At 42.8% G+C, this 8,493-nt stretch carries 2 protein-coding genes and 1 pseudogene; all 3 read right to left on the bottom strand.

Going from position 1 to position 8,493, the window contains the following annotated elements:
• Positions 1-3,994 (bottom strand): ExeM/NucH family extracellular endonuclease (locus tag C4E06_RS27810; RefSeq protein WP_198648518.1); only part of this gene is annotated, 3,994 nt, incomplete at its 3' end.
• Positions 3,995-4,178: 184 nt separating this feature from the next.
• Positions 4,179-6,566, bottom strand: a complete 2,388-nt coding sequence (locus C4E06_RS10340; protein WP_107667994.1) for an alkaline phosphatase — start codon at positions 6,564-6,566, stop codon at positions 4,179-4,181.
• Between the two features lie 1,035 nt (positions 6,567-7,601).
• Positions 7,602-8,493: pseudogene (locus C4E06_RS10335) on the bottom strand (glycerophosphodiester phosphodiesterase); the annotation flags it as partial.

Below are 8,493 nucleotides of genomic sequence, written 5' to 3'. Positions count from 1 at the left end.
AATTTTGACCAAACTGACCCGGCGTTGCTTCTGGTGTCCAACGGGCCACCAAATGCTCAGCTAAATCTTTAATTCCTTGGGCAGAGATATCAACCACTGACAGTTTATTATCGAACCGCAGGGAGTTACTAATATCCAGTTGAGAAATATCTCCTTCCGCTTTACCCACTTCTGGGTTGGGTTGGGGAGGCAGTTGAATTAATTCGTTGGTACCCCCTTCAATGAAAGAGACTCCAATTTGATCCCGAATACCGCCCCCATTTTTGACAGAAATATCCACATCGAAACCGTATTGACGAGCATACCAGAGGTTAGCATCAGCGGTGAGGTTTCCTAAGTTGGTTTCTTCGCTGCGAACACTTTCTCGGAGTCCATTGAGATAAACTTCCGTGTTACCGAAAATATTGCCGTCTTGAGAGTTAATGAATTCTCCTATATTATCCACAATCTCCACTAATTCAGGATCAGCCAAGGTTTTAACCTGGTCAAAGGTGGTAATCTCTTGATCATAAAGACGGTCAACTCCAGCAATATCCGTGGCAAAAGTGCCACTTTCATCGCCAATATTGGTAATAATGCCATTAGCATCGAATTCGACCACTAATTGACCCAGATAACGATAATTCGCTGCTGTATTGACTAAATAAATGGGATTATTATCCGCATCTGAGAAGACTTGGGGATAGGGTTGTAAGATTTGGGAAGCGGTTTGAGTTTCATCTTGTCGTAAGATGTCATCTTCACTGGCCATCACCCGATGGTTTCCACCTCCCATTAACACATCCACATCCGTGAGTTTTGAGGACAAAGCTTGTTCAATCTCAAATTGTTGTAGATGGGTCATTAAAACAATTTTATTGATTCCTTGCGCCACTAACTTATCAATCACCGGTTGTACATTTTCGGCGATCGTTTGAGCCTGATCTTCAATACTGGTGACTGTGCTATCCGTTAGCATCGTAATGCCACCAATGTTAGAAATTTGAGGCAAAATAGGGGTAACAGCACCCACAACACCGATCGCTTCTCCCCCCACATCGATAACGACACTACCGGCTAAACTGTTGGGGGTCGATTCTTCCCCATCAGGTACGACGAAATTTTGTAAATTAGAGCTATCGGTAGAATAGTCTAAATTAGTAGCTAAATAAGGAAATGCGGTTCCTGTGTAACCGGTATTGCCATCAATACCCACACCTTGGATGGCTGCATCAGGACTAATTAACGTAGCAAACGCCCCTGGACCGGCATCAAACTCATGATTACCAATGGCTGCAGCATCCCAACCTAATTCATTTTGAATTAAGATATCTGCAATACCCGGTTCTCCATAAATATTCCGACTAGCGTTAAAGAAAGGCCCAGCAATAAATAAGTCCCCAGAACTTAACTTGAGGGTGTTCTCATAATCATCTTCTAACGCATTCATCACCGCAGAAAGGCCGATCGCATCTTCTAAGGCAGGAATACCGGCCTCTTGGTCAGAACTATGGAGAATTTGCAGGGTAAAGGGTTCTGTTGTGCTTTCTAAGTCTAAACTGACCACAATGGGGTCGTGATCGGAGGTACGGTAAGGAATAGAACCGTCAAATAAGTCGGGATCGCGTCCAAAATCGAGGTTATAATCTAATGCGTCCGGTTCATCGGCATTAATGCGCCATTCTGTTGCCCCAGTTACTTGAGTTTGTAACGTCTCATTGGCCAAAGCATAATCTAACGTACCGTATTGACCATCAAATAAGAAGGAATAGGCTTCATCTCCGACAAATTCTTCTACTAAGTCGGTATATCCTTGATTTTCCAAGAAAGTGATCGGATCTTCTTGAGCATAAGCATTGAGATCCCCGGCAATTAAATAATCTGAGTCACCGCTACCGGTGGGATCAGTTTTTAACCAAGCATCTAACGCTTGAGATGCTTCGGTCCGACGGAAATTCCAAAATCCTTGACCATCCCCTTGATCAAAGTTAGGATCGCTGCTGTCGCTGAGTCCGGAGGACCCTTTTGATTTAAAATGATTCACTGCTAGGGTGAAGGTTTCCCCGGTGGCTATTTCTTCAAAAGTAACCGCTAAAGGCACTCGACTGGTAGCGTTTCCTTCAAAGATTGGTTCGCCGCTTAAATTAAGGTTTAATGACGGTAAAACATCATCCGTTAACAATGCAACGGTGGTACCTGGGGCAACTTGTACCGTTTCCGTTTTATAAATAGCACCCACTGCGATCGCATCACCCCCGACATAATTAACACCGGGGTCAACATAGGCGTAAGTGCCGGCTCCTACGCTATCATTTAAGGCATTAACTAGGGTATCAATGGCATATTCACCGTCACCATTTTGATCGCCACCAAATTCGTTTTCTAACTCGGTTAAAGCGAGAATATCTGCATCTAAGGTGCTTAAGGTGGTGACTAATTTTTCAATTTGACGATCAAACTCTTCTTGACTATCGGCCCCACGAGGACTTAAATTATTCGGACCACTGCCTAAACCACTACCATTATCTAAGGTGGTGAAGAAATTGAGAACATTAAAGGCAGCTACTTTGAGGGTTCCTCCTACCTCTTCTGGAGTCTCAGGCCGCTCATTAATCGCTTGAAAATCAACCCCTTGGTTAGTTTGGAGGCGATAATCTCCAAATCGTTCGTCTAACACCCCAGTTATACCGGTGATGGTGTCTCCTCCTCGTAGGGTATTAGTGGAACTGAGGGGGTTTCCATCCCGTCCAAAGATTAGAGTTTCAGGGTTTTGTACGGAACTACCATCATCGAGAACAATTTGACGGTTGGCGATATCGTCTTGATATTGGCTAAATCCATCAACATCGGGGGCGTTAAACTGGGTATATTGGTCAAGACGGCCATCGGTATTGGGTGCATTACTGTCCCCATTAGAAGCAAGACGAATTTCTCCGAACCGATCTAAATTGAAGTATTCAGTAACAAATAAGGTGTCGGGAATGGTAATTAACATCCCTTCAACGGATTCTAGGTCAATTTCTTCTGAAACGGGAAAATTGACCGTTGCAGCCGTCGGAAGGGCGTTATTACTGCTAATAATTTGAACATCACTGACGTTGGTAAGTTCAGTTAAATTATTAAATTCAGCAACCGTCCCCGTAACTCGGACTAAATCACCCGTATTTACATCAACAGAAGGGGAACTGCCATCAAAGATAAAGATTCCCTCAGAAGTTAAAGGATTATCATCAACATCAGCATCCTCTTCTTGTACAAAGAACCCACTTAACCCGGTATTTCCTTGAAAATCACCAATAACAACCGCTTCAACGGTGACAGTTTCACCGGTTAAGGGACTTTGAAAACCGTCTCCTTGAATGGTATGAATGAATTCTGCGGTAACATCAAGAGGCGCAATTTCAGGTAAGGTTAAACCTGAGACGTTAATATTATCGATACCGTATTCATCCCGACTACCGCTACCGCTAACATCATCTCCTGTCCATTTTAGATAGAAAAAGTCATCAGGGTTTAAACTTAATTCATCAATGATAGTAGAACGATTAACGCTTTCCCAGATGGGAGATGTTTCTGCTGTTTCTGGGGTAGTAAAGTCTAATGCAGCAACGGGGGTATAGGTAACATTATCGAGAGAATAGGAAAAATTAAGAGCATTAGCACGAGATTGATCATTAAAGAAGAAAATATCATAGTTGACTGTTACCTCTGTTAAGGTGATTTCTCCGGTATTCTGTAATCTTAAGACAATTTCCCCCGGAGTAAAGTCGCTACCTGCTGGTTGTACCCCTAAGATATTGTTTCCGTTTGCCACTTCAAAGCTATAAACCCCTCCCGTGGTAACACCTCCTGAAGACGTTCCTCTGGCCAAGTCCCCAGACGTAGCAGTATCCCCGAAATTAAGACTACCATCAGATAAACCAGTGATCATCCAAGCATTAGAATTGAGTAAACCTAAAGTTCCATCAGGGGCAAACCCTGCTGCTGTAAATAGATTAAAATCTTCGATAAACATAATTTTCGGCTTTCTCAAAAATGAATTTCTTAATATTTATATCCTTTGAAGATTAGTAAAGATTTAGCAAAGATTTAAGGAATATTTAAAACAAAAACTTTTAATATTTAATGGTTGATTATCAACCAATTAGGGACAGAGAAAAAGAGAAGAAAGGGTATTGCCTTCCTTCTCCAAAAACTGATTAAGCAAAAGCAAAATCTGCTGCACTCAACTCGCTCGATTCAATGCCTTTTAAAATAGCTAAATCTTGTCCGAGCGCATTGATAGTGGTATCGGCACCATTTTGAGTTAACATCAAATCGTCAAAGCTGAGATCCGTTGCACCAAAACCGATCACATCCTCACCGATGGTAAAGTCAGTGATGGTATTCGCTTCAGTTGGTAAGGTTCCGTCATCAACAGTGAGCCAGAATTGATCCATTCCGGAACCACCAGTAACAACATTATTACCTTCACCGTAACCGAGGAATAACATATCATCCCCAGAACCAGCGATAATACGGTTATTGCTGCCAGCAAAAAGGAGGTCGTCACCACTCCCTAAGTCAATGCGACTACGGGAACCTCCAGGGGCAAAACTAACATCAACAAAGTCATCACCACTACCGGCAAAGAGGATCTGGTTATCCCCAATAAATCCGCTCTCTCCAGGATCTTCAGTGTCAAAGAAATCAGCATCAGCAGTCCCGTTAACCATCGTGGGAACTTCGATAGGTTCCTCAACTTCCTCACCACTAAGGGCGTTTAATTGAGCGAGTCCTAAGTGAACTTGGTCAATGTAGGTTCCCACTCCTTCAACTTCAGTCCCATAAGCTTCGTAACCTTCTCCTAAGAATCCTTCGAGAAAAGCTGCGTCACTCTCTGGTCCTTGGAAGTAAACCGGAACGGGACGACTGGTATGGGTTCCCCATCCATATTTAACGGTTTCGTCTGAACCCCAAAAATGACCCGACTCATTGGGGTCGTCATTCATTGTTAGATTAAGTCCACCCTCTCCTAAGAGTAATTCTTGAGCGACGACTTCAGGGAAGTTATCGTTTAAAGTCAAATAGTGATCGTGGTCAGCAGTGACGATGAGCAGGTTTTCTTCAAATCCCCCATTTTGGGCGATCCACTCTTGAACGCTTCTGACAGAGTCATTAAAGTCCTTGAGAGTCCCTAACATCGCATCCATGTCGTTATCATGGGCAGACCAGTCAATGTCCCCACTTTCGACCATCATCCAGAAACCTTCGTTATCGTCTTCGAGGACATCTAAGGCTGCTTCGGTAAAATCTTGAAGGGTGGGGTTTTCATCCACTTCACGGGCGATGAATTCTTCATCGGTTTCCCCTTCTTCTAAAGGTCTTTCGGTTCGGGGTCGACCTTCATCCCGGACGGTTCCGGCTTCGCTGTAATCGCTATTCGCACCGCGCCAGGGTAAGTTACCCCCTTGACCTCGGGCCCCATAAACCCCCATCAGGCGATCGCCGGCTTCGGGGTCTAAAGAGGCAGCGGTTGTCTCTAACACTTCGGTTGCGTTGGGACCCCGTTCAACAAAGGTGTAGTCATAAACCCCATTACGAAGATTTTCCGTTTCTTCAAAGGTGATATAACGGTCATCGGGATTTTCTTCTGTTCCTCCACGGGTTAGGTAGTGACCCCCCCCTAACACAACAGTAGGCTTGGTTTCTTCGACAATTTGGCGGAAAATGTTGTCACCCCCTTCGATGACGTGACCAAATTCATCCACCAGTTCGCCATTTTCATTGCGCTCTGCACCCCCGCGATCTTCAACACTGTGATCGTGTAGCTTGTTCCGTTGGTTGACGTGGGCAATGGCAGCAGCCGGAGTAGCATGGTTGAAGGGAACGGAACTGACAACCCCAACAGATTTACCATTAGATAACGCCCGTTCTGCGGTAGTTTCGACGGTTTCTTCAAAAATATCAACGGCGATCGCACCGACATAGGTTTTTACCCCGGTATATAACCCGGTTGCGGTTCCGGCTGAGTCAGGATAGAGGTTTTTGATGTATTCTTTGTCAAACCCTTCGTCGGGGTTCCCCCGTTCTTCGTAATAGTCCGGGTCCCAAGGGCTAACGCCTCCTTTTTCGAGGTTGAAAATGGGAACATTTCCCCCTCGGATATTGCCATCTTCATCAAAGATGGCATCTTCGTCAAAGCCTTGATCCCGTAATTCTTCAAAAAATCCTTCCACTACGGCCGGGTCAGGATTGAATTCAAATCCTTCTCTGATGGGCGATCCACCCGTGTTATGGTTAAAGGGATCACCTTCTAGAGCAGAGTTGCCTTTATCTCCATCAATATAGGTGTTTCCTGTGGTAGAAATAACGTACCCTTCTAAGGTTTGATAGGCTGTACCAAATCCTGCCCCTTCTGTATAATAATCGTCATCTTGTAAGGTATCCCCAGCAAATAACTCGTCAAAAATTTCTTGATTAGTTGCCGTGGGATTTGCTGCTTTGTATTCTTCAATTTGTTGTTCAATAATTAATTGAATGGCACTGGCACGGGTCATTTCCCAACCCATACCGTCGCCGATCATCATAATGACGTTCTTTGCCATGATTGCAATTACCTTTAGTTTGTTAGGGTGTGTCAAGTTTTGTAGAGAAGGTTTCAGGATTTTCCATCATCAAAAATCCTGAAATGTATACTGTCTTCTTGGCTCTGAACTTTGCTATCACAGAATTGCTTAAAATATAAGCTTCGATCTCTAACAACATACTTATAAGTCTTCCCAAGAGAATATTTTTCTATGGAATTTTTTGGTGAATTTTTATCCTATTTTAAGAATTAAAAATAAACTTATTTTTATAATTTAAAAGCTTATTTTAATCTATTTTAAGGAAAAAAATAGTTTCCATAGACGCTTCTCTAGTCCAACTTGATATTATCGTGTTTAGCCATTGGCAAGGTTATTGTTTAACTAATAAACGATTAAGTTTTCAATTAATTTTGGTTAAATTAATTTAACCAAAATATCTTTATTTTTGCTTATTATTTCTTGAGCAAAAATGGCTTGAATCTTTTTCTCAAAAAATGTTAATATGAAAGAATATATATTTAAACTAACTAAATTTTAAGCAAATCACTTGTTTTCTAGAAACTCAAAAACAAGAAAATGAATCAAATAGTAGGATTTTGTTAATTGTTCACCAAAACTATAGAAAAACTATAAAATAATATAATTTATTTTTTATTTAATCGTATATTTTATCCTAATAGAAAATAGAGATAATAATACTATAAGTAATTTTATCTAGAATTAAGTAAAGAATGATGATTAACTTGACTGATTGATTGAAATTTAGTTAAGTTGAAAAACACATAAAGCCCTGTTAAGCTGGCATCTTGCACCAGTATGCAAAAACTCACCAACAAAAGACAGAAAATCAATTCTTAAGCAGTTGCCATCAAAATGAATTCTGTTCCCCGTTCCACTTCGGCAAGCTCAGTGTAAACCTGTTCCCTGTTCCCTACCCCCCCTGCCCCCTACCCCCCCTGCCCCCCTTTGAAAGGGGGGTGTGGGTGTGTGGGGGGTTTATCGAAGGTGCAAGATATGAGTTAAGGGTAGGTATTACCTACCCCAAACAATTAATTAAGCAAAAGCAAAGTCAGATGCACTCAAATCAGTAGACTCAATGCGTCGTAAGATAGCTAAATCTTGTCCGAGAGCATTGATGGTAGTATCAGCACCATTTTGAGTTAACATCAAATCGTCAAAACTGAGATCCGTGGCACCAAAGCCGATCAGATCCTCACCGATGGTAAAGTCAGTGATGGTATTCGCTTCAGTCGGTAACGCTTCTGCATCAGTAACAATCCAGAATTGATCCATTCCAGAACCACCAGTAACAACATTGTTACCTTCACCGGAACCCAGGAATAAGATATCGTCTCCTGAACCTGCAATAATGCGGTTATTGCTACCAGCAAAAATGATGTCATCACCGCTACCTAAGTCAATGCGACTGCGATCGCCACCCCGGGCAAAGCTAACATCGACAAAGTCATCTCCAGAACCTGCAAAGAGTAGTTGGTTATCACCGATAAAGCCACTCTCTCCAGGATCTTCGGTGTCAAAGAAATCAGCACCAGAGGTTCCCCGTACCATACTGGGAACTTCGATAGGTTCGATAGAAGTATCTTCGATAGTAACCGTTACACTATTCTCAGCAGTTGGTGCATAACCAATTTCATCGATTAAGGTGTAAGTGGTGGTTTCATCTCCTTCGGTTACTTCATCGGCAACGGTGGTTAAAGTGATGGTTGCAGAGGTTGCTCCTTCATCGATGGTGATGGCAGAACGGGCTAACTCCCCTTCTTCTGGGGTTAATTGTTCTAAGTTGCTGGCGTTGGTTAACGTAGGAGGAAATTCCAAATCTCCGAAGGCATTATCGGAGTCCACCTCAGACCAAACCACCCGTAAACCGCCTTCTGGGGCTGCTTCATCGAGGGTAAAGGTGAGGGTGTAGGTGTCAGCATCCTCA

The organism is Cyanothece sp. BG0011 (assembly GCF_003013815.1).
Lineage (GTDB): Bacteria > Cyanobacteriota > Cyanobacteriia > Cyanobacteriales > Microcystaceae > Crocosphaera.
The sequence above is the reverse complement of the archived record's forward strand: the minus strand, read 5'-3'. Positions and strand labels throughout refer to the sequence as shown.